Origin of the sequence: Paraburkholderia sp. BR14312, assembly GCF_040948675.1 — a bacterium.
GTDB lineage: Bacteria > Pseudomonadota > Gammaproteobacteria > Burkholderiales > Burkholderiaceae > Paraburkholderia > Paraburkholderia nodosa_A.
In genome coordinates, this window is record NZ_JBFPKI010000009.1 from 24508 (window position 1) to 46020 (window position 21513).

The window sequence follows — 21513 nt, forward strand, 5'->3', positions numbered from 1 at the left end:
ACCAGATGGCGGTTCTGCCAGTTTGGCGGCGGCCGGCCGCCATGCGGCGCCTCGCAAACGGCCGCGCACAAAAGAAAAACCGGAACGGGCCGTGCAACCCGTTCCGGCTCTCTCGTGGCTTCGACGGCTTACTTGCCGCTGCCCGCCTGCTGTTCGATCTGCGAGCCCACTTCGGCGTCGATCTTCTTCCAGTAGTCGAACACGCGCTCGCGCACGGGGCTGCCCACGCCGCTCAGGCTCGCCACCACCTGCTGGATCACCGCCTCGCGCTGCTTGTCGTTGTACACGTTGCGCACGAGAGCGTGCGCCTGGCCGAAATCGTCGTCTTCCGCATGCAGCGAGTAGGCGCTGCGCACCATGTCGCCGTCGGCTTCCCAGCCGTCGTCCGCCGCGCCCGTCGTATCCGCCCACGGACGGCCGAAGCTGTTCGGCACGTAAGTCGGCGCGTTGCCGCTATGTTCGTAGGCCATGTTGCCGTCGAACATATAGGTCTGCACCGGAACCTTCGGACGATTCACCGGCAACTGATTGAAGTTCGTGCCGATACGCGCGCGCTGCGCGTCGTTATAGGCAAACGCGCGGCCCAGCAGCATCTTGTCCGGCGAGAGGCCGATGCCCGGCACCGTGTTGCCCGGCGAGAACGCGGCCTGCTCGATCTGCGCGAAGAAGTTCTCCGGGTTGCGGTTGAGCGTCATCGTGCCGACCTTGATGAGCGGATAGTCCTTGTGCGACCACGTCTTCGTGAGATCGAACGGATTGAAGCGGTACTTCTTCGCCTCCGCGTACGGCATGACCTGCACGGAGAGCGTCCACGACGGAAACTCGCCGCGCTTGATCGCATCGAACAGATCGCGCCGGTGGAAGTCGGCGTCCTCGCCCGCCATCGCCGCGGCTTCGGCGTTGGTGAAGAACTGCATGCCCTGGTTCGTATGGAAGTGATACTTGACCCAGAACTTCTCGCCCTTCGCGTTCACCCACATATAGGTGTGCGAGCCGTAGCCGTTCATGTGGCGCCACGTTTTCGGCAGGCCGCGCTCGCCCATCAGATAGGCGACCTGGTGCGCGGACTCGGGATTGTTGGTCCAGAAGTCCCACTGCATCTGGCCATTGCGCAGGCCCGAGTCGGGTAGACGCTTCTGGCTGCGGATGAAGTGCGGAAACTTCATCGGGTCGCGCACGAAGAAAACCGGCGTGTTGTTGCCGACGAGGTCGTAGTTGCCCTCGGTCGTGTAGAACTTCAGCGAAAAGCCGCGCACGTCGCGCCAGGTGTCGGGGCTACCCATTTCGCCCGCAACGGTCGAAAAGCGCGCCAGCATTTCCGTGGCCGCGCCCTTCTGGAACAGCGCGGCCTTCGTGTAGCGCGACACATCCTCGGTGGTCTTGAATTCGCCGAACGCGCCGGCGCCCTTCGCGTGCGGCTGGCGCTCGGGCACCTTCTCGCGGTTGAAATGCGCCATCTGCTCGAGGAAATGCACGTCGTGCAGCACGATCGGGCCGTCAGGACCGACCGTGAGCGAGTTACGGTCGCTGACAGCCGGCGCGCCCGTGCTCGTCGTGGAATGACCGGGAGACTTGTCGTTCGATGCACCCATTACCGCTCTCCTGATGGATTCGCGCATGGCGGCTGCGCGCACCGCGCCCGTTCGACTGCGAAAGCAGGTTCGAGCCGCAGTCGGGGCCGCCATTGCTAGATTGGGGGACCAACCCGGGCTGCGCGCCGGTGCCAGCCTTCGGCACCCCGCGCTCGCCCGAGGGAACGGCCATTTTGCGCGCAGACGCAAAGCGCTGCGCTCAAGCGGTTCACGCGCCGCGCAGCCCAGCTTAGGGGCCTCCCGCCATGTTGGAAATTTCCACCCAAAATCAGGCGTTTACATAATTGTTGCGACGCACAAAAAAGTTCTTGACACGTTTTATGGATGCGTTACCATGAACTCGATTGCTGCATCGCACAAAACTTTGTCTGCGCGAACCGGTGATCGAACCGAAAGTTTGTTTTCGTAACCGAAACCGACGCGTAGCGTCCCCAAAGGAAAGAGACATGAACCTGCCGACCCCCGAACAATTCGCCGCCAACCAGAAAGCCGGTCTCGAGGCCCTCTTCGGCCTGACGAGCAAGGCATTCGAAGGCGCGATCAAGCTCGCCGAACTCAACATCGAAACGGCCCGCTCGGCGTTCGCCGAAGGTCAGGAACAAGCTCAGCGCGCGCTCTCCGCCAAGGACCCGCAAGGCTTCTTCGCCGTGCAAGCCGGCTTCGCCCAGCCCGCCGCTGAAAAGGCGCTGGCCTATGGCCGCAGCGTCTACGGCATCGTTTCGACTACGCAAGCCGAATTCGCCACCGCCGCGCAGTCGCAGTACGAAACGCAGCAGCGCGCGCTCGAAACGCTCGTGGACAACGCCGTGAAGAACGCCCCGGCCGGCTCGGAAGCCGCTGTCGCCGCGATCAAGTCGGCGCTGAACGCCGCCAACAACGCGTACACGTCGGTGAACAAGGCTGCGAAGCAGGCTGTGGAATTCGCGGAAAGCAACTTCGACGCCGCCGGCAAGGCCGCGACGAAGGCCGTCGCGCAAGCTTCGGCGCGCGCCACCAAGCAGGCTGCCTAAGCGTTACGCTTTACTTTCCGCTGGCGGAGGCAACCGCTGCCGCCAGCCGGACTGAAGACGGGCGTGGATCTCGTGCAATGCGAGTTCCATGCCCGTTTGCCATTGGGGGGTCCGGCGCAACGCAGCGTGAGCCGTCAAGGCGCGCAGCCAGGCGTATCGAACATCGTCGCCAATGCGCAACTCGACGTGAGCATGCGTGCGCCGTCGTGTCCCACGCCGGGGACGATATGAAACGTCTGGTTCAGGCTATCCGGGTGGCGGGTTTGCAGGTAGCGGTAGAAGCCTTGCGCGCGGGCCACGCGCTGCGCGCCCTGCGCCCGTGCAGCACAACGCTTGTCGAGCGAGGCCGAGGCCGGGTCGTCGTCGTTACCGCCCGCCAGGTAGACGATGCGCCGCTTCACGTAGTCCGCTTCGAGCTGTGCGGGCGTGCGCCCGGCGATGGATGCCGGCCGGTTCTCCATCCCGTATTTCCAGTGGTCGAAATCTGCGCAGCGCGAGGCGTCGAATGGCGCCGGCGCGCCGTTCGCGCCGGGGCGCTGCGCGTCGAAATACGCGTACGACGACGGACTCGCCACCACGAAACGCACGTCGATTCCCGCGGCGGCGAGCGCATCCGTATGCGAAGCGATCGCGTAGCGCTGCAGCACCTGGGCGCCGCCCGAATGCCCCGCGAACACGATCGTTTTCAGATTGGGAAACAGACGCCGGTCGGCGAGATGCCGCGCAATGTCGTCGAGCACGGCGTATGAACTCACCGGCACGCCGCTCGCGGCGTCCGCGCCGCCCATCCACGCGTTGCCGCGCCAGCTCAGAAGGTCGCCCGGTGCGTGGTGCGCGCTCACGTCGGCGGTGGCGAGAAACTGTGGGGCGACGAGCAGCGTGGCCGCCGGATCGACGCCCGCCAGCTCGCGCGCATGCTGCGCGGTGCGAAAGTAGGTATCGGCGTTACGCAGCCGTCCGTGCACGATGACCACCGCGCGCTGGACGGCGGGCCGCGGCACGTTCCAGTCCGCGCTCACATAGAGCGGGAATTGTGCGTGGCCTTGCGGGGTATCGACGGTCATGCGCGCGTCGGCGATCACACTGACGGGTCGCACGGCGCGAGCCTGTGCGGGTGCCGGCGCAACGATCAGCGCGCTCGCCGCGATCGTCGCAGTCACAACAGCCAGCCGGCGCAGAACGTTTGAACCCATGAAGGCACACGCCGCGCAGGTGCGCTCAGGAGCCGAACATCCGGTTTACGGCGCTCTCGAGATGCGCGCGCATGGCGGTCGATGCGCGCTCGGGGTCGCGCGCCTGGATCGCTTCGAGCACTTCGAGGTGCTCCTGCTGCACGAGGCGCTGCCGCTCGATCGACTTCACGAGCGAGAGGTTGCGCGACAGGTTCATGCTGAACACCATCTGCTCCTGGATGCCCGAGAGCGCCGTGATGAAGAACTGGTTCTTCGAGGCGCGCGCCACGGCCATATGGAACGCGAAGTCGTCTTTCGCGCCGATGCCCGAAGTCTCGATGATGGTCTGCAGGTTGTCCCACTCGCGCTGGATCGCGGCGATGTCTTCATCTTCGGCCTTTTGCGCGGCGAGCGAGGCCGCCCCGGCTTCGACCACCACGCGGTATTCGTAGCAGCGGCGAATGTCCGACAGCGTTTCGAGCGGCGCGAAACGGCGCACGTCCGGGTCGGGACGCCGCATGACCGTCGTGCCCGAGCCGTGGCGCGTGGCGATGATGCCGTCTGCGCGCAGCTGGGCAAGCGCTTCGCGCACCGTGGGGCGCGAGGTCGCGAAGCGCTCCGCGAGCATGTGCTCGGTCGGCAGGCGCTCCCCTTCCTTGTATTCGCCCTCGATGATGCGATTGAGGATGTCGCTGTAAATCCGCGCCGGCATATTCGGCGCTTTCTGCTCAGACATGATCGGACGGTGCACTTTGGGTTGTCAGGAGTGTCGTCAATTGTAAGTCATATGGCACGCCGATAGCGTGCACCTGCCCCCGGCCAGCCCCCATTTTGCGGGTGTTTGCGCGCTTTCCGTCCCGCTTTACCAATTTGCAGCCAATTTACGGGCGCTTACGCTTTTGCGCTGTCCCGCTTTATCGCAGCGCACTCGCGCGGATGCGCAGTTGCGCTTTCTGCGTTTCTCCCGGCTCCAGCCAGCGCAGGCCGAGGCCGGTGTGAATCGCATCGGGCAGGCCGAGCCACGGTCCTGAAACGGCGGCATATCGTCAACGCGTTAAGGGCATAGGGCAAAGATCAGTCGGTCGCGCGCAGCGGACCCGCGAAAGCGGGCTCGGGCAGGCCACGCACACCGGCGTCGATGGCGAACACGAGGCCGTCCAGCTCGCCGGTCTGCGGCGGGCAGATCGTCGTGACGTAAAGCATGTCGAGGTTGGCTCCGCCGAACGCGCACATCGAAGGCTTGGCCACCGGCACCGCCACGCTGCGCTCGAGCCGCCCTGCGGGCGTGAAGCGCAGCAAGCGGCCCGCGTCGTTCGCGCAGGTCCAGTAGCAGCCGTCGGCGTCCACGGCCGCGCCGTCAGGGCGCCCCGTGTAGTCGTGCAGATCGGTGAACACGCGGCGATTCGTGGGCACGCCATCGTCGATGTCGTAGTCGAAGGCCCAGATCAGGCGGCTCGACGCATGTGAATCGGAGAGATACATAGTGCGGCCGTCCGGCGACCAGGCGAGGCCGTTCTGCGTGCACAACCCCTCGACCACGGGCGCCGACAAGCCGTCTTGCGCCGTGTAGCGATAGAGCTTGCCCGCCGGATCGGGCGCCGCCGCGTCCTGCACCATCGTGCCGGACCAGAAACGGCCCTGACGATCGCAGCGGCCGTCGTTGAACCGCATGCGCGCGGCCTCGTGCGCCACGCTCGCGAGCGGCCGCACACTTGCCTCGCCTGCCCGCGCGTTCGCGGCCGGTTCGTGCAGCGTCACGGCAAAAAGTCCCGTCTCCAGCGCCGCCAGCACACCGCCATCGCGCGCGAACGCGAAGCAGCCGATGCGCTCAGGCAGCGTCCACTCGGTGCGGCGCGCCGTATCGACCGCATAGCGAACGAGCGTTTGAGCGGGAATATCGACCCAGTAAAGCGCGCTTTCCTCAGCACGCCACACGGGGCACTCGCCGACCGACGAGCGCCGCGCAACGTGTGCCTCGAGCGGCCTCACAGGGGGCGTCGACACCGCATCGAGCGTCACGTCGTGCTGCGCGCTCAACGCTGCTCCTTCTTCCAGGCTTCGTACGCAGCGAGTGTTGCCTCGTTCGGCGGATAGGTGCCCGGCAGCGCCGCGCCCGCCTCGATGCGCTCGGTGATGAAGCGCTCGAGCGTTTCCTGCTCCGTGGCGTCGCGCGCGACTTCCTCGGCCAGATGACGCGGAATCACGACCACGCCATCCGCATCGCCGACGATGATGTCGCCCGGAAACACGGCCACGCCGCCGCAGCCGATCGGCACGTTCAGGTCGATCGTGTGGTGCCTGCAGAGATTGAGCGGCGCCGAAGCACCCGCGCAGAACACCGGAATGCCGAGCGCCGCGATGGTCGCGCTGTCGCGCACCGGGCCGTCCGAGACCATGCCCGCCACGCCGCGCACCTTCATGCGCGTGGCGAGGATCGAGCCCATCGAAGCGGCGTCAGTCACGCCGCGGCAGTCCTGCACGAGCACCGCGCCCGCGGGCACGGTCTCGACGCCCTTACGTTGCGGATGCTCGGGGTTCTGGAACGCGCTCAACTGGTCGAGGTCCTCGCGCGCCGGGATATTGCGCATCGTGAAGGCCGGACCGACCAGGTTGGGAGCGCCCGGCGCCGGTGCGGCGAGCGGCTTCACGCCCTGCAGGAAGACGTTGCGCAGGCCGCGTTTGAAAAGTTGCGTGGTGAGCGTGGCGTTGGAAACGTGGCGCAGTTGTTCGAGCGCGGCATCGCTCACGGGCATGGCGGGGGAAGTCATCGTGTCTCGTCCGTTGTCGTGTTTCGTGGTGCGCGTGGCGCGGGCGGTGGCTCGAAAAACTGTCGAGCGGATCAGTCGCATTGTTGTAATACAACACGAAAATTGTCAACCCGCCATTGCGCTGCGGGCCACCCCAGGATGTATGACGACCGGTCTTCGGACTGGCGCGAAATACCCGTGAGATCGGCGTGCGCGCTCCAGAAATGACGGTCAAAGTCAACAAATGGCCGTGCAGACGTCGCGCCGGTCGTCCGACCCCGGCCCTGCATCAGGGAAATCCCCATCACATCAATATTTGCTTTACAACTTTGCCGCAAATAGAATGATGTCTTACATGAAGGGCCCGATGCGAACAGCAGCGCCCTTGATCCCGGCCAGGCACAGCTTGGTGCCAGAGCCCGCCAACAGCAGGAGACGCGCAGTGCAACGCAAGACAATCAAGGGGGTGCGGTGGTGGATCATCGGCCTCGTCATGATCGGCACCATCTTCAACTACCTCGCGCGCAGCTCGCTCGCGGTAGCCGCACCGACGCTGACTGAAACGCTTCACATGACCACGCAGCAGTACTCGTACGTGGTCACGGCCTTCCAGGCCTGCTACGCCCTCGCGCAACCGATCGCGGGTTTCGTGCTCGACTCCGTGGGCATCAAGATCGGCTTCGCGATCTTCGCGTTCGGCTGGGCCGTCGCCAACATGCTGCACGGCCTGGCCGGCAGCTGGCCCGCGCTCGCGGCTTTCCGCGGCATGCTCGGCATGACCGAAGCCGCCATCTTCCCGGCCGGCATGAAGGCCATCAGCGCATGGTTCCCCGCGAAGGAGCGCTCGGTTGCGACCGGCTGGCTCAACACCGGCACCTCGATCGGCGCGATGCTCGCTCCGCCGCTCGTCGTGTGGTGCATTCTCAAGTTCAACTGGCAGTTCGCATTCGTGGTCACCGGCAGCGGCGCGCTGATCTGGGTGGCGCTGTGGCTCGTGTTCTTCAAGATGCCTGCGGAGCACCCGCGGCTCTCGCAGGAAGAGGCCGACTACATCCGCGCAGGCCAGACCGAAGCGCAGAAGTCGACCCGCGGCCGCCGCGCCTCGTTCAAGGAAGTGCTCAAGACGCGCCGCTTCTGGGGCATCGGCATTCCGCGCATGCTCGCGGAACCGGCATGGCAGACCTTCGGCGCGTGGATTCCGCTGTACATGGTCACCGTGCGTCACATGAACCTGAAGGAGATTGCGCTGTTCGCATGGATGCCGTTCCTCGCCGCCGACCTCGGCTGCCTCGTGGGCGGCTACCTCGCGCCGCTCTTCATCCGCTGGTTCGGCTGCTCGCTCATCACTTCGCGCAAGCTCGTCATCACGACCGGCGCGCTGCTGATGGTCGGTCCGGCCTGCGTGGGCCTCGTTGCGAGCCCCTACGCCGCGATCGCCCTCTTCTGTGTCGGCACCTTCGCACACCAGACGATTTCGGGCGCGCTGTTCACGCTGGCTTCGGACGTGTTCGGCCAGCACGAAGTCGCCACGGCCACGGGTCTCTCGGGCATGTTCGGCTACCTCGGCGCGACGGTGTTCTCGCTCATCGTCGGCGCAGTGGCCAGCACGATCGGTTATAACCCGTTGTTCGTGTGCCTGATGCTGTTCGACATCATCGGCGCCTGTGTGGCATGGCGACTGATCTCGAACGAGCAGAAGGACAACGCGGGCAGCCCTGCGCTCCAGCCCTCGCACAAAGTGCAGGCCTGATCGCCCTGTTCACCGGCCGGCGCCCGCGAGGGTGCCGGCTTTCGGCATTTCTACGTGAGGACAATCACAGTGAAGAAAGTTGCATTGACCGGTGCGGGCGGCCAGCTCGGCACCGTGTTGCGCAAGGGCCTGCTCGAACGCGGCGTGAACCTGCGTTCCGCGGCCGGCTCGAAGCCGCTCGAACCGCTCGTCGCGGGCGAAGACGTGATGCACGGCGACCTGCGCGACCCCGCCGTGGTCGACCGCCTGCTCGACGGCGTGGACGTGCTGATCCATATGGCCGGCACGAGCGTCGAGCGTCCCCTGCCCGAGATCATCGAGAACAACCTGCGCGGTCTCGTCGAAGTCTACGAGGGCATGCGCCGCCACGGCACGAAGCGCATGCTGTTCGCGAGCTCGAATCACGCGATCGGCATGTACCCCGTGGAAGAGAAGCTCACGCTCGACTGCGCGTTTCGCCCGGACGGCTTCTACGGTCTTTCCAAGGCATGGGGCGAATCGCTCGCGCGCCTGTACTGGGACAAGCATGGCATCGAAACCGTGAACGTGCGCATCGGCAGCTGCCTGCCGAGGCCCACCGAGTTCCGTCAATTGAGCACGTGGTTCGGCCACGAGGACCTGTTCCATCTCGTCGATCGTGTGATCAATGTGGATGAAATCGGCTTTGCCGTGGTGTGGGGCGTGTCGAACAACACGCGCAGCTACTGGATTCAGGAAGGCGCGCACGACGACGCGAAACGGCTTGGCTATGAGCCGAAGCAGAACTCGGAAGATTGGGCGGCTGAAATTCTGGCGCAAAAGAACCCGCTCGACGCGACGGCGCAGCGGTATCAGGGCGGCAGTTTCGCCAGCTTCGATTTCACGCCGGTGGAGCAGCGCGGGAAGCGGTCTTGATTCGCGGCTTTTCCGGTGTTTGCGTTTGGGCGCCCCTTGCGTCGGCAAGCCTGAACACCGCAACCGTACCCGTAAGACTCATTGCCTGCTCTTCGAGCGAATGCGCCGCTGCCGCGGCCTCTTCAACGAGCGCGGCGTTTTGCTGGGTCACGTCGTCCATCTGCATGACGGCCTGATTGACTTGCTCGATGCCGCGGCTCTGCTCTTCAGATGCCGCCGCAATTTCGCCCACGATGTCGGACACCTGCTTGATCGCCTGCTTGACCTCACCCATCGTCGCACCCACGTCGCCCGCCTGCTGTGCCCCGTCCCGAATCATCGCGACAGACGAACCGATCAGTTCCTTGATCTCCTTTGCAGCCGCCGCGGAGCGCTGTGCCAGGCTGCGAACCTCACTGGCGACCACCGCGAATCCCCGACCCTGTTCACCCGCCCGCGCTGCCTCCACTGCGGCATTGAGCGCGAGAATGTTGGTCTGAAACGCTATGCCCTCGATCACGCCGGTGATCTCCGAAATCTTCGTCGAACTGCCGCTGATCCGCTCGATCGTGCCGACCATACCCTGTACGGCTTCGTTCCCTGAATCGGCCATCTCGGTGGCTCGGGTTGCAAGCGCATTGGCTTGCCGGGCGTTCTCGGCGTTCTGCTTCACGGTTTCGGTCAACTCAGTCATGCTTGATGCTGTTTCTTCGAGCGACGCCGCCTGCTCTTCGGTGCGGGCCGACAGGTCCGTGTTGCCGGCGGCAATTTCCTGCGCTGCCACGGTGACCGACTCGGCGCCCGACTTGATGCCCCGCACGGTGTCGCTCAACTGCTGGTCCATTTTATTCAACGCTTCGAGCAGTTGGCCAAATTCGTCGCGTGTGCGCACCGTGATGCGGTTTTCGAGTTCGCCGATGGCGATCCGGTTCGCGATGCCCACCGCTTCGCCGAGCGGCTTCGTAACAGCCCGGGAAAGATAGAACATGGCTCCCGTGGCACCTACGAGACCGAGGCCAATCAGCGCAATGGATACCCAGCGAATCGTGCCAAAAGTGCCTTCGCTGTCGTCGACAGACTGCTTTGCCTGGCGCCGATTTTCGGCAACGTCGTCGTCGAGCGATTTGCTGGTCGCATTGGCCACTTCGCCATACTTGTCAACGAGTGTCGATACGGCGTCGTAGTTGCCAGCTTCCAGCGCCGAGACCTCCGCATCAATGCCTGCCTCGAACTGCGGCAACAAATTCTTGATGGTGTCGGCGAGTTCGCGCTCCTTGTCACTGGAGACGCGGTTTGGGTAGTAGTCGCTCCAGCCCTTGCTGAGGCGATCCTGAGCCGCGCGAATCCTGCCGATGCTGGCTTTCGTCTGTGCTACATCGTGAAGAGACTGGGCGCGACGAACCTGAAGGCGCATTTCGAGCAGTGCGGCTCGCGTGTCCTCGAGATCAAGAATCGGAAGCAGGTTCCCCTCATAGGAATCGCTTACATTCGAATTCAGCCGCGACAGCCCAAACTGACCAAAGGCACCCACTGCAGCGATGAGTACCAGACATACACTGAATGCAAGAACGATCTTGAATTTGATGCTTTGTGTGAAGCTGTGCATGCTGACTTCCTGATAGTTCGCGCGGCCGGCGCTCGCGTGCTTCGCCGTTGCGACTTGTTTCGTAGCCGGTGGTACCACCATGTTTACGGTGTTTCGCCGCAACGACTGAAACGGAACAGCTGTCAGGTTTTCCTGAATTTGCGGTAGGCAAATCGGGACTGCCCGCATGGCGTCGCGCGAAACGCACCTGCGTGCTCGTGATGCATTCCCCGCAGAAGCCAGCACGCACCGATCTGGTGAATATCCCCGACATCGAGCCAAAACCGGCGCAGTCATTTCATCTGCCTGGAGATCACGGGCGGATCACGGGCTTGGCGCGCCGGCATTGGCGCGGTCCTTGCTTGGAGCATGGCACGCTCGCGCTTGATACCCATGGCGAGCGGCAAATCTCCTCGGAAATCCAGCATGGAATACAAGTCCAATTCATTTCGCCGTCGCTGCTGGCTCGCTGCGCTGCTCGCAGTGCCAGCCTTGGCCCTCGTTACGGTACAGGCCGCCAACGCCGATGCGCTCGACGCCATCGCCAAGCGCGGCACGCTGCGTGTAGCCGTCCCGGAGGACTATCCTCCGTTTGGCGCTATCGGTCCCGACATGCAGCCGCAAGGCTATGACATCGACATGGCGGCACTGCTCGCAAAATCGATGAAGGTCAAGCTTCAACTCGTGCCCGTCAACAGCGCGAACCGGATTCCCTACCTGCAGACCGACAAGGTCGACCTCGTGATCTCCTCGCTCGGCAGAACGCCGGAGCGCGAGAAGGTCATCGATTTTTCGCAGGCCTATGCTCCGTACTTCCAGGGCGTTTTCGGGCCAGCCGACATCAAGGTCAACACAGCGGCGGACCTCACTGGCAAAACGGTTGGCGCTACGCGCGGTGCACTCGAAGAAGTCGCGCTCACCAACATGGCGCCCAACGCCACCATCCGACGCTTCGACGACAACAACGCGACCATCCAGGCATTTCTCTCGGGCCAGGTGCAGTTGATCGCGGCGGGCAACATCGTCGCCGCGGCGATCCTCGCAAAACACCCGCCGCGCGAACCGCAGATGAAGTTCGTCATCAAGGACTCGCCGTGTTTCGTGGGCCTCAACAAGAACGAGCCGCAACTGCTCACGAGGGTCAACACAACCATCGAGCAAGCGAAGAAAGACGGTTCACTTCAGGCGATGTCGAAAAAGTGGTTCGGTCAACCATTGCCCGCCAATCTGTGACGCCCGCGTTGCCACCACGCGCGGCTGGCAATTTCCGCTACGCAACCCTCATTTCCTCATGAGCTATCAGCTTCAGTTCGGCGACCTCGCCGCCTATGCCACCATGTTCGCGAGCGGCGCCGCAGTCACGCTTGCGCTCACGGCGAGTTCAACGCTGCTGGGCATCAGCCTCGGCGTTGCGGGCGCCGCCGCATATCAGAGCCCCCGCGCGACGCCGCGCGCAGTCGTTCACGCCTACGTGGAGGCGGTTCGCAACACGCCGTTTCTCGTCCAGCTTTTCTTCGTGTTCTTCGGTCTGCCCGCCCTCGGCGTGCACATCGGCGAATACACCGCGGCCGTGCTCGCCATGACGCTGAACCTCGGTGCGTATGCCGTGGAAATCCTGCGCGCAGGCATTGAAGCGGTGCCGCGCGGACATCACGAGGCCGCTGCGGCACTCGCGATGTCGCGCCGCGAAACGTTTGTGCACGTGCTGCTTCCACAAGCATTCGCGAAGGTGTTCCCGGCGCTGGCGAGCCAGATCGTCATCACGATGCTTGGCTCGGCCGTCGTCTCGCAGATCTCGGTCGCGGATCTCACGTATGCGGCTAGCTACGTGCAGTCGCGCAATTTCCGCGCTTTCGAAACGTATTTCCTCATCGCCGGGATCTATCTTGGGATGGCGCTACTCCTGCGCGCCGCGCTCACCGCCGCCGGCCGACGACTGTTCACGCGCAACATGCGAGGTGCGCGATGATCGAGTTCACATTCGCGCAGATCGTCGCAGGATTGCTCCTGGCCGCGCGATGGACTGTCCTGCTCTCACTCGTTTCGTTCGTTACCGGTGGCATGGTCGGTTTGCTGCTGCTCGTGATGCGCGTATCGAGCTCGCGCGTGCTGCGCGCTCTCGTGCGTGTCTATATCGAAGTGTTCCAGGGCACGCCGTTGCTGCTGCAACTGTTTATCGTGTACTTCGGCCTGCCGCTGCTAGGTGTCGACGTCTCGGCCTGGATGGCGGCCACGCTTGGCCTTACCTTCTTCACCAGTGCCTATCTGGCAGAAATCTGGCGCGGCTGCGTGGAGGCGGTGCCCAAAGGTCAATGGGAAGCATCCGCCAGTCTCGCCATGAACTATTTCGAGCAGTTACGTCACGTGATCCTGCCGCAAGCCGCGCGTATCGCCATCGGTCCCACCGTGGGTTTCGGTGTGCAGGCCATCAAGGATACGGCGCTCGTGTCGATTATCGGCTTTGCCGAACTCACGAAGGCTGGCACCCAAATTTCGAACGCGACGTTTCGCCCGTTTCTCGTCTACGGACTCGTTGCGCTGGTCTATTTCGCCCTTTGCTACCCGCTTACGCGGTATGCGCGGGCCCTGCAAAGGAAATGGCATGCCGCTTGTTAAGACCGAGGGCGTCGAAAAGCAGTTCGGCGCCCATCATGTACTGAAGGGAATCGACCTTACGGTCGAACGCGGCCAGGTCGTCAGCATCATTGGGCGCAGCGGCTCCGGCAAGAGCACATTGCTGCGGACGCTGAACGGGCTCGAAAGTATCGACGCGGGATCGATCGAAATCGACGGCGAACACGTCGATGCACGGCACGCGGACCTGCGGGCACTGCGGCTGAAGGTCGGCATGGTCTTCCAGCAATACAACCTGTTTCCGCATCTCACGGCCAGCGAAAACGTGATGCTTGCACAGACGGTTGTCAAGAAGGCGCCGCGCAAGGAAGCGCGCGCCAACGCGCATCAAATGCTGGAGCGCGTTGGTCTGGGCGACAAATTCGACGCATATCCCAATCAACTCTCGGGTGGACAGCAGCAGCGCGTCGCCATTGCGCGCGCACTCGCCATGAAGCCGAGCGTACTCCTCTGCGACGAAATCACATCCGCGCTCGACCCCGAACTGGTGGGCGAGGTGTTGGGCGTCGTGGAAAGCCTCGCGCGCGAGAACATGACTCTCATCATGGTTACCCACGAAATGCGCTTCGCGCGCGCGGTCAGTGACAACGTGGTGTTCATGCACGAAGGCCGCGTATGGGAAAGCGGACCGCCCGAGGACATCTTCGGCCGCCCGTCCACGGTAGAGCTACGACGTTTCATCCAGTGATGCCCAGACGCCGCCGTACTTCGCAACATCTTTTCTGTTGCCAACTTCAGGCCTGATCCAGCAATCAGGGCACCCATCGCCACGACTACCTCCTCCGATCTTCGAGCGGTGCCAGCGTCAAAGCGTTCGACCATGCAATGGACGCCGCCCCCTGCAATGCTCCCGCGTCTTCGCAGCCTGTAATGCATTTCCGAGCGCCAGCAGAGATATCTCTGCTGGCGATGACCACGGCGCGCATGACAGGCGATCGACATTCAATGGACTGCGATGCCCTCGAGGACTTCGTCGTGCTCCTGACGTTCCGCGAGATACGGCGAGCGGTAGCCCGAATTCACGCCCCAGTAATAGAACACCAGCGAGACCAGCGCGACGACCAGCATGTCCCAGCCGTACGGAAGCAGACCGGCGCCGCCGAACTGCTTGCTGCCGACGAGCGAGAGCAGCGCCATGATCGGCAGGTACGCGCACAGCCACCATGCGGCCTTCAGATCCTGGCCCCAGCCGTCAAAACCCTGCTTGCTCTGGAAGTAGAAGTACACCGGCAGCGCGACAACCATCAGCAGAATGATTTCGCCGGTCAGCGGCCACTTCGCCCAGTACAGGATCATCGATGCGCACACGAATGCGAACGGCGCGATCACTTTCATGAACGGCACGGAGAGCGGGCGCTCGATGTCCGTGGCGGCGCGCTTGAGCGCCATCAGGCTGATCGGACCCGTGAGGTACGAAATCACCGTCGCCACCGAGATCACCGCCGCGAGCGAACTCCAGCCGCGGAAGAAGAACATGAAGATGAACGACACGAGCAGGTTGAACCACATCGCGTTGCGCGGCACGCCGTAGAACGGGTGCACGTTGCCGAACATCTTCGGCATCGTGTTGTTGCGCTCCATCGCGTAGATCATGCGCGAGGTCGTCGCCATGTAGGTCGTACCGGTGCCGCTCGGGCTCACGAATGCATCGACGTAGAGCAGGATCGCGAGCCAGTTCAGGTTCAGCGCGATCGCGAGTTCCGCGAACGGCGACTTGAAGTTGAACGTGTTCCAGCCCTTCGCGACGTCGGCCGGATTGACCGCACCGATATAGGCGACCTGCAGCAGCACGTAGATCACGAGCGCGCAGAGGATCGAGCCGATGACTGCGAACGGCACGCTCTTCGCCGGATTGCGCGCTTCACCCGCGAGGTTGATCGGGCTCTGGAAGCCGTTGAATGCGAACACGATGCCGCTCGTGGCGACTGCCGTGAACACCGCCGACCAGCCGTACGGGGCGAACGAGGTCGTCTGGCCGAAGTTTTCCTGGTGGAAGCTACCCGCCATCAGGCCGATGATCGTCAGACCCGGGATGATGAACTTGAAGATCGTGATCGCGCTGTTGGCACGCGCGAACAGTTTCACGCCCCAATAGTTGAGCATGAAGTAGATGATCACGAGAATCGCGGAGAGCCCGAGCCCTGAATGCGTCAACGACCCGTCGACGAAGAGCGCGTGCGCCCAGGCATAGGGCCAGGTGCTCATGTACTGGATCGAGGCTTCGGCTTCGATCGGGATCACCGAGACAATGGCGATCCAGTTTGCCCACGCGCTGATGAAGCCCACCAGTGCGCCGTGCGAGTAGCGGGCGTAGCGGACCATACCGCCCGACTCCGGGAACATCGCACCGAGTTCGGCGTAGGTGAGCGCGATGGCCAGAATGACCACGGCGCCGATGATCCAGGCGCAAACCGCCGCCGGACCTGCAATTTTCGCCGCCTTCCACGCGCCGAACAGCCAGCCCGAACCGATGATCGACCCGAGGCCGGTGAACATCAGCGCGAACGGGCCGATGTTCCGTTGTATCGATTGCTTCACATTGTCTCCTACGTGATGGACAGCGCGAGCGAGCCATACCGGGAGTACGGCATCCATGTACCGTACCGAGCCTGTCTACACGGCCGGCCGGCCCTGATAACGCATGTCCTTGTTGTAATGCCTTGTGACCACTGGGATGTAGAGGCAACCGCAATTGCTGCGGAGACGCGATGATGAAGTGGCCCGACGTGCTCGTCTAATGCTGTGTCGGCATGGACATATGCAAACTTTGCATAAGGAGGGGCTGCGGCTTAGCGAAGATCCTGGACATTTCACCTTGTTGTTATGCCCGCCAGTTGCCGACGCTGGCCACCGTTCTCACGCTGACATTCGTACGTCGGCTCTCCACCAGGCAACGGACGTTCCGAAACCGTCAAGGCTTCGAAGGGCCTGACTACTGCGCGGGTGCCTGGTGAGGGTGATCCGTGGAGCGCCTCCGGGAAGCGTCTTCTGGTCTGGCATCAGCGGATCACCTGGCATCGACACTACTCCTTCACCTCGGCATTCTTTGTTTCATCTCCGGCCATGCCGTCATGGTTCATCGCATCTTCTTTCATCGCGTCTTTGGCCGCGCTGTCGGCGCTCATCGCGTCTGATTCTGTTGCGCTCTTTGCGGTTATTTCCAGACTCGGCGCGTCGTTGGCAGTCGCGTCGGTCGGTACACTATCATCGGCGAAGGCGCCCGCGGTCGCGAACGAGAAGCAGCTGGCGAGAATGGTGGCAGTGAGCTTGTTCATGATGTGATCCCTCAGCGAACCGACAGTGAGTCGGAATATCGATAGGACAGTAGCCCGATGGCGGGAGCCTGGTCTTGCCGCGAATCAGTGACGGGCATGACAACTTCACGGCCCCCCGTCGGCGACGGTCATGTCATTCTTGCGCGGATGGATATGACAGGAAGTCGGCAACCACTCCAAAGGGCATGGGTAAAGACCCGATATGCGTTAGCCGAATCTCTGGGGAATGGTTACAGATAAGGTGTGAAAGGCGTCTGGATGGTTCAACGATCGCAGCGTTATGGCAATGGCCGCTGTACCCTCGAGAAGGGTCTTCCACGCAGCAGATGATCGAACGACGGCAGTGGGTCGATCTCTGTTCACCTTCCCGAAGTAACAGCGAGCGACTTGACCGCGCTTACGCGACAAAGCCTTGCAGACCTTCAAGGACATAGGGCCGGAAACACATCGAACCCGTTTGCCACATCATGACCACAACAAGAAGCCTGGCGCTCATTCTGGCGTGCGTGTTTGCCTCTTCCCAGCAAGGTCACGCGCAATGTGTCGACCTGGTCGCCAGTCTTGATGACGGTCAGTTGATGCAGTCGCGGATTGCGCTGGTCGACCGTGCCACGCCTACCGAACAGATCCGCATCCTCGCCTACATCTTCGAAATCGATCAGACCGGCGGCCTGCTTTTGCGTCATCTGGTCGAGGCTGCGCGCCGAGGCGTGCCGGTCAAGCTGCTGATCGACGGCATCGGCCCCGAGCCGCACTACCCGTTCGAGGACGAACTCATCGTCGCCCTGCACGAAGTGGCGCCCGGCATTGAACTCCGAATCTTCCATCCACGATCCGATCTCGTCGAGATTTCGCATCGCATGCACGACAAACTGTTCCTGGTTGGCGACACGGCCGTGATCGGCAGTACCTCGATCTGGGATGAGAGCTTCCGCAACTGGCTCAGCGAGCGCGATTTGATGGTGTCGGGCGACGCCGGCCAGGAGGCTTCCTCCCTGCACGCCATGTACCAGCATTTCGCGTTGTTCTGGAATAGCCCGGAAGTGGTTCGCCCCGAGCCGGAAAAATTCCTCAACGTCGAAAGTCCTTATCGAGACTCGCAGGGTTATCCGACGCTGGACCCGGCTCGCATCCATTATTGGCGCGAATGGCTGCAGGCTCCGCTCGATGCTGCTGCCCTGGCGACAGACCTGGCCGCTACCGATACACCCACTGCCTCCGATACGCCCAATGATCCCGCCGCTCCGCCCGCTCGCGGGGCGTATTTTGATCCCGCCTGGATGCCGATCGCCTGCGAGCGACTGCACTATGTCCACGACTGGCCCGACAAGCGCTCGCCAGGCACGTTGCAGGACATGCTAGAAGCATTCGATAAGGCGCAGCACGAAATCCTGATCATCAACCCCTACGTGATCCTGGTGCCGGAACTGCGCGAGGCGCTTGAGCGCAGGCAGCGCGAAGGTGTCCACGTGATCCTGGTGAGCGCCTCGCTGGCGAGCATCACGCAGGAATTCCCCGCGGTCGGGCGCGCCTATGCCGACGATCTGCCCGGCCTGGTGAATGCAGGGATCGAGGTGCGCGAATATTCCGACCGAGAGAACCGCATGATGCACGCCAAGCTGGTCCTCATCGACGGCCATCGATATTATCTTGGCAGTTTCAATTTCGATTCGCTGTCGGCCCGCTTGAATACCGAAAACGGCCTGTGGATAGATATCCCTGAGGACGGGCTCGATCCCTTGCAAGACAGCGTGGCGTACTTCCTGAGCAACTCAAGTTCGGTGAGCGACGCCAATGGCCGCCTTCTGGCGGATCCCGATGCGCGCTGCCGGGCCGCCGGCTGCGGCGGTGCCTGGCGGTGGGTGACGATGCTAATCAGGAACTTCCTCTGAGCGCGGCGTGCCCTGTCGCTAAACTACGTGGCCAGTTCGGGTCGCCGTCCGCACCGTGTCGCGCAGCAGTCGGCCATCAAGAGCCAATGCTCTTTGCCCTCGATGGCCAATCAGCGTCGCGTTCCGGCCGTTCGGCGCTCAAGGTAGGCCCTCCCCGAGACACGAGGAATGACCGGTTCTGACACATCGGTCGACGTCACCTGTCAGCTTACCGGATTGCGTGCCATGACGATCCACGCCGCGCCGTTGATCATCACCGACCGCTCGCCGGGGAGGCCCGCGAAGACGGCACGAACTGCGGCCGAGGCGCGGGCGCGGATGTCGTCGGGCTGATCAGCGAGCGCACGCGACAACGGGCCGACCTCGAGTGTCATCTTCACCGCGTCGTCGATCGCAGCGTCCCGCGTCCCGCCCTCGCCGAACGGGACGGAAGCGTCGAAGGGGGCGATAGCAATATCGGTGAAGCCGGCCGCCGTCAGGATGCGTGCCACGCGCCCCCGGTCGCCGAACGAAAACGGGCCGGGCGCTTCGGGATCGGGCAGTGCGCTCGGCGGGACGATGCCCTTGAGCGCGCCCATCGGCAGGCGCACCCAATCGTTCTCGGCCGCGCCGCGCCAGCAGACAAAAGCGACCCGGCCGCCGGGCCGGAGCGCGCGTCGCATGTGGGCGAACGCCGCTATCGGATTGTCGAAGAACATCACACCGAAACGCGAGAACAGGATGTCGAACGCGCCCTCGGGCAGCTCTGCGCTGCTGGCGTCGGCCACCAGAAACAGGGCCGGCGTATCCCGTTGCGCAAGCGCGCGCGCCCGGCCGATCAGCGGTTCGGATATGTCCACGCCCAGCACTTGGCCCCCTGCGCCGACGCGGGCTGCGAGAGCCAGACTCGACGCACCCGCGCCGCAGCCGATGTCCAGTACGCGCTCACCCGTCGCGGGCGCGGCGGCTTCTATCGCGGCCTGGCCAAAGACCGCCACCATAGCGTCGAGCCGGGCCTGGTTCGCGACCCAGCGCTCCCCGCTTTGACCTTTCCAGTCACCGGCCTGATCGGCACTTTGCTCTGCCATGTCATCTCCTTGACTCGACGATCCGTCCTTCACCGCGCCGATCTACGCCGCCCTTTTCGAAGGCGACGACGCAACGGGAGAAAGGAATCTGTGCTCTCAAACAACCATCGACTGCTGGGCGAAGATACCCGCCATAGCGCCCTGCGATGATGCCTGGGTGACCGAGGGCAAGAAGGGCGTGGCGAGGTCGCCGGCGGCGTAGATGCCGGGCATGCTGGTTTGGCGGCGCTCGTCGACCTTTAGGACGATACCGGTGGGCGTATCGACCGTGGCGAGGCCCAGCGATTCATGCAGGCTTGCGGACGGCCTGTTGCGCGGTTGGGCGAACAGAATATCGACCGCGACATTGCGGCCGGTATCGAGAATGACGGTGGCGATATGGCCCATGTGATGGGCGATCTCGACGATCCGGCCATCGACGACAGGTATGTTGCGGCGCGCCAGATCGGCCTGGATATCGGCCGCAATGTCATGACCATCGGCGAAGACAGTCAACTTGTCAGTCCAATCGCGGAACAGCCTGGCAGACTGGTGCGATTGCGGGCTGGACCAGACGAGGCCCCAATGCTGGCCGGCGACTTCAAAGCCGTCGCAATAGGGGCAGGGCACGATGGACGTGCCCCAGCTTTCGGCAAAGCCCGGAACATCAGGCATCTGGTCGGCGACGCCATAGCTCAGGATCAGGCGTCGCGCCCTCAGGCTTTCGTGATCGTCAGTGACGACGCAGAAATCGTCGATGGCGCCAGACACGCTCTCGGCCCGCGCATCGACCAGCCTGATCGTTGGATAGCGCACCAGCTGCTGCCGCGCCTCGACCAGGATGTCCAGCGGCGGCTTGTGATCGTGGCCGAGCAGGCCATGCGAGTGGCCGGCAAAGCGATTGCGCGGCCTGCCGGTATCGAGAACGGTGACCTTGCGGCGGGCACGGCCGAGCTGCAGGGCGGCGGCGAGGCCGGCAAAGCTGCCGCCGATGATGATGACGTCATTCATGGTGTTGGGCTCCGTGTTGTGGATGGAGGGGTCGGCTGGGCGTGGTGTGCAATATCGGCGGGCGAGACGCGCTTGAGAGGGTCAGCGAGTAGGTGACCGGCCGGACAATGCCCCATTCGATGTCGCCGGGCGCCCCGGGGAACCCTGATTTGGACAACCGGTGAAATCACCCTTGGCTTGCACATTGCGATACTTAATGGTATCGTAATACACGAATTTGAATACTGTCAAGTACTGGAATTGACGTGACCGAAAACAGCCAGGGCCGGCGCGGCCGGCCCGCCAACGAGGCGCTTCGCCAAACGATCGTCGACGCCGCCTGCGAACTCTTTGTGGAATTGGGTTTTCAAGCGACGACCATGGACAAGGTCGCCCAGCGCGCGAAGATATCCAAGCTCAGCATCTATCGGCACTTCGAGAACAAGGAGGCGCTGTTCAGCGCGGCCATGGTGGCCCGCTGCGATCAGTTTGCACCGCAGGCCCTTTCGGAAGGCGTCGACGGTTCGGCCGAAGATCAGCTCATGGCGGTGGGATCATCCCTGCTTCGCACGCTGTTGAGCCCGGACGTCCGCAGTGTCGAAGCCATGGTGTTGGCCGACAAGACGAATCAACCGTCGTTAAGCAAGCTCCATTACGATGCCGGGCCCGCGCATGTCATCGCCCAAATCGAGGCCGTGTTGAGTCAGTTGCACGCGAAAGCGATTCTGAACGTACCCGACGCTCTCCAGTCGGCCCGCTTGTTTGCCGCGCTGTTCAAAGGATCCGATCTCCTGCTTATCGCCCGCTTCGACGAGGCGAGAGCAGAGGACGACAACGAAATCGAATCCTATTGCCGGTCGGCCGTCGCCATGTTCATCGCCGCGCACGGTGGCATCTAACGATGCCACCGCGGCCGATGAAGAACACGCAGAAGTTGCATCCGCTGT

General features: G+C 63.3%; 19 protein-coding genes and 1 pseudogene. 9 read left to right on the top strand and 11 right to left on the bottom strand.

Going from position 1 to position 21513, the window contains the following annotated elements; translation table 11 throughout:
- Positions 1-128: 128 nt before the first annotated feature.
- Positions 129-1592: a catalase gene (locus tag AB3X98_RS24550; RefSeq protein ID WP_069267346.1), complete on the bottom strand. Its 1464-nt coding sequence runs from the start codon at positions 1590-1592 to the stop codon at positions 129-131.
- A gap of 446 nt (positions 1593-2038) precedes the next feature.
- On the opposite strand from AB3X98_RS24550, the gene phaP reads away from it, so the two are divergent.
- Entirely contained in the window at positions 2039-2602 is a 564-nt protein-coding gene (phaP, locus tag AB3X98_RS24555) for a TIGR01841 family phasin (RefSeq protein ID WP_069267345.1), read from the top strand.
- A 134-nt stretch (positions 2603-2736) separates the two neighbouring features.
- Here the strand turns inward: phaP and AB3X98_RS24560 are convergent, their stop codons facing one another.
- The 5 genes and pseudogenes from AB3X98_RS24560 to AB3X98_RS24580 all read right to left on the bottom strand — a co-directional run bounded on the left by AB3X98_RS24560 (position 2737) and on the right by AB3X98_RS24580 (position 6542).
- Positions 2737-3795 (bottom strand): alpha/beta hydrolase, encoded by a 1059-nt coding sequence (locus AB3X98_RS24560; RefSeq protein WP_368606795.1) that lies wholly within the window; start codon positions 3793-3795, stop codon positions 2737-2739.
- A gap of 25 nt (positions 3796-3820) precedes the next feature.
- A complete protein-coding gene (locus AB3X98_RS24565) occupies positions 3821-4510 on the bottom strand; it encodes a FadR/GntR family transcriptional regulator (RefSeq protein ID WP_368606796.1) in 690 nt (229 codons plus the stop codon).
- A gap of 178 nt (positions 4511-4688) precedes the next feature.
- Positions 4689-4799: pseudogene (locus AB3X98_RS24570) on the bottom strand (aldose epimerase); the annotation flags it as partial.
- A 49-nt stretch (positions 4800-4848) separates the two neighbouring features.
- Positions 4849-5778 carry an SMP-30/gluconolactonase/LRE family protein gene (locus tag AB3X98_RS24575; RefSeq protein WP_368606800.1) on the bottom strand — a complete coding sequence of 310 codons (930 nt, stop codon included), beginning with the start codon at positions 5776-5778 and terminating at the stop codon, positions 4849-4851.
- A gap of 29 nt (positions 5779-5807) precedes the next feature.
- Positions 5808-6542: a ribonuclease activity regulator RraA gene (locus AB3X98_RS24580; RefSeq protein ID WP_368606797.1), complete on the bottom strand. Its 735-nt coding sequence runs from the start codon at positions 6540-6542 to the stop codon at positions 5808-5810.
- A 472-nt stretch (positions 6543-7014) separates the two neighbouring features.
- Between AB3X98_RS24580 and AB3X98_RS24585 the strand changes: the two genes are divergently transcribed.
- Positions 7015-8271: an MFS transporter gene (locus AB3X98_RS24585; RefSeq protein ID WP_069267478.1), complete on the top strand. Its 1257-nt coding sequence runs from the start codon at positions 7015-7017 to the stop codon at positions 8269-8271.
- A 69-nt stretch (positions 8272-8340) separates the two neighbouring features.
- The gene (locus AB3X98_RS24590) at positions 8341-9165 is read left to right on the top strand and encodes an NAD(P)-dependent oxidoreductase (protein WP_069267341.1); all 825 of its coding nucleotides are present in this window, start codon (positions 8341-8343) and stop codon (positions 9163-9165) included.
- On the opposite strand, the gene AB3X98_RS24595 is transcribed toward AB3X98_RS24590, so the two are convergent.
- Entirely contained in the window at positions 9131-10750 is a 1620-nt protein-coding gene (locus AB3X98_RS24595) for a methyl-accepting chemotaxis protein (protein ID WP_368606798.1), read from the bottom strand. The two genes, AB3X98_RS24590 and AB3X98_RS24595, sit on opposite strands and share 35 nt — an antisense overlap.
- A gap of 405 nt (positions 10751-11155) precedes the next feature.
- On the opposite strand from AB3X98_RS24595, the gene AB3X98_RS24600 reads away from it, so the two are divergent.
- From AB3X98_RS24600 to AB3X98_RS24615, 4 genes are read left to right on the top strand one after another with little or no spacing between them, the layout of a single operon-like run.
- Positions 11156-11962, top strand: a complete 807-nt coding sequence (locus tag AB3X98_RS24600) for a transporter substrate-binding domain-containing protein (protein ID WP_342946643.1) — start codon at positions 11156-11158, stop codon at positions 11960-11962.
- A 58-nt stretch (positions 11963-12020) separates the two neighbouring features.
- A complete protein-coding gene (locus tag AB3X98_RS24605) occupies positions 12021-12698 on the top strand; it encodes an amino acid ABC transporter permease (protein ID WP_368606799.1) in 678 nt (225 codons plus the stop codon).
- Positions 12695-13345 (top strand): amino acid ABC transporter permease, encoded by a 651-nt coding sequence (locus AB3X98_RS24610; RefSeq protein WP_069267338.1) that lies wholly within the window; start codon positions 12695-12697, stop codon positions 13343-13345. The genes AB3X98_RS24605 and AB3X98_RS24610 overlap by 4 nt, the downstream gene beginning before the upstream one ends.
- The gene (locus AB3X98_RS24615; RefSeq protein ID WP_069267337.1) at positions 13332-14051 is read left to right on the top strand and encodes an amino acid ABC transporter ATP-binding protein; all 720 of its coding nucleotides are present in this window, start codon (positions 13332-13334) and stop codon (positions 14049-14051) included. The genes AB3X98_RS24610 and AB3X98_RS24615 overlap by 14 nt, the downstream gene beginning before the upstream one ends.
- A 254-nt stretch (positions 14052-14305) precedes the next feature.
- On the opposite strand, the gene AB3X98_RS24620 is transcribed toward AB3X98_RS24615, so the two are convergent.
- Together AB3X98_RS24620 and AB3X98_RS24625 are read right to left on the bottom strand one after the other, a co-directional pair.
- Positions 14306-15901: an APC family permease gene (locus AB3X98_RS24620; RefSeq protein WP_069267336.1), complete on the bottom strand. Its 1596-nt coding sequence runs from the start codon at positions 15899-15901 to the stop codon at positions 14306-14308.
- A gap of 485 nt (positions 15902-16386) precedes the next feature.
- Entirely contained in the window at positions 16387-16638 is a 252-nt protein-coding gene (locus AB3X98_RS24625; protein ID WP_368603052.1) for a pentapeptide MXKDX repeat protein, read from the bottom strand.
- Positions 16639-17105: 467 nt separating this feature from the next.
- Here AB3X98_RS24625 and AB3X98_RS24630 point away from each other — a divergent pair, with 467 nt between their 5' ends.
- A complete protein-coding gene (locus tag AB3X98_RS24630; RefSeq protein ID WP_368603051.1) occupies positions 17106-18530 on the top strand; it encodes a phosphatidylserine/phosphatidylglycerophosphate/cardiolipin synthase family protein in 1425 nt (474 codons plus the stop codon).
- A 203-nt stretch (positions 18531-18733) separates the two neighbouring features.
- On the opposite strand, the gene AB3X98_RS24635 is transcribed toward AB3X98_RS24630, so the two are convergent.
- Positions 18734-19597, bottom strand: coding sequence for a class I SAM-dependent methyltransferase (locus AB3X98_RS24635; protein WP_368603050.1), 864 nt, complete (start codon positions 19595-19597; stop codon positions 18734-18736).
- 96 nt (positions 19598-19693) lie between these two features.
- The gene (locus AB3X98_RS24640; protein ID WP_368603049.1) at positions 19694-20587 is read right to left on the bottom strand and encodes an NAD(P)/FAD-dependent oxidoreductase; all 894 of its coding nucleotides are present in this window, start codon (positions 20585-20587) and stop codon (positions 19694-19696) included.
- A gap of 245 nt (positions 20588-20832) precedes the next feature.
- Between AB3X98_RS24640 and AB3X98_RS24645 the strand changes: the two genes are divergently transcribed.
- Positions 20833-21465 (top strand): TetR/AcrR family transcriptional regulator, encoded by a 633-nt coding sequence (locus AB3X98_RS24645; RefSeq protein WP_342946355.1) that lies wholly within the window; start codon positions 20833-20835, stop codon positions 21463-21465.
- Positions 21466-21513: the final 48 nt, after the last annotated feature.